The organism is Streptomyces sp. NPDC053426, assembly GCF_055585405.1.
On record NZ_JBVJKE010000058.1, the window covers coordinates 1 to 1097 of the forward strand.

Sequence of the window (1097 nt, forward strand, 5' to 3'; positions counted from 1 at the left end):
TTGTGTGAATGACACGACTTCGGCGGTACGCTTGAGCCCCGCTACATTGTCGGCGCGGAATCACTAGACCAGTGAGCTATTACGCACTCTTTCAAGGGTGGCTGCTTCTAAGCCAACCTCCTGGTTGTCTCTGCGACTCCACATCCTTTCCCACTTAGCGTACGCTTAGGGGCCTTAGTCGATGCTCTGGGCTGTTTCCCTCTCGACCATGGAGCTTATCCCCCACAGTCTCACTGCCGCGCTCTCACTTACCGGCATTCGGAGTTTGGCTAAGGTCAGTAACCCGGTAGGGCCCATCGCCTATCCAGTGCTCTACCTCCGGCAAGAAACACACGACGCTGCACCTAAATGCATTTCGGGGAGAACCAGCTATCACGGAGTTTGATTGGCCTTTCACCCCTAACCACAGGTCATCCCCCAGGTTTTCAACCCTGGTGGGTTCGGTCCTCCACGAAGTCTTACCTCCGCTTCAACCTGCCCATGGCTAGATCACTCCGCTTCGGGTCTTGAGCGTGCTACTGAAACGCCCTGTTCGGACTCGCTTTCGCTACGGCTTCCCCACCCGGGTTAACCTCGCAACACACCGCAAACTCGCAGGCTCATTCTTCAAAAGGCACGCAGTCACGAGACGAAGAGCAAGCTCTCCGTCCGACGCTCCCACGGCTTGTAGGCACACGGTTTCAGGTACTATTTCACTCCGCTCCCGCGGTACTTTTCACCATTCCCTCACGGTACTATCCGCTATCGGTCACCAGGGAATATTTAGGCTTAGCGGGTGGTCCCGCCAGATTCACACGGGATTTCTCGGGCCCCGTGCTACTTGGGTGTCTCTCCAACGAGCCGCTGACGTTTCGACTACGGGGGTCTTACCCTCTACGCCGGACCTTTCGCATGTCCTTCGCCTACATCAACGGTTTCTGACTCGTCTCATGGCCGGCAGACCATGAAAGAGAGATCCCACAACCCCCACGACGCAACCCCTGCCGGGTCTCACACGTCGTAGGTTTGGCCTCATCCGGTTTCGCTCGCCACTACTCCCGGAATCACGGTTGTTTTCTCTTCCTGCGGGTACTGAGATGTTTCACTTCCCCGCGTTC

General features: G+C 56.8%; 1 rRNA gene. It reads right to left on the reverse strand.

The features are described 5' to 3' along the window. Positions 1-1097, reverse strand: a 23S ribosomal RNA gene (locus ACZ62B_RS39110); the annotation flags it as partial.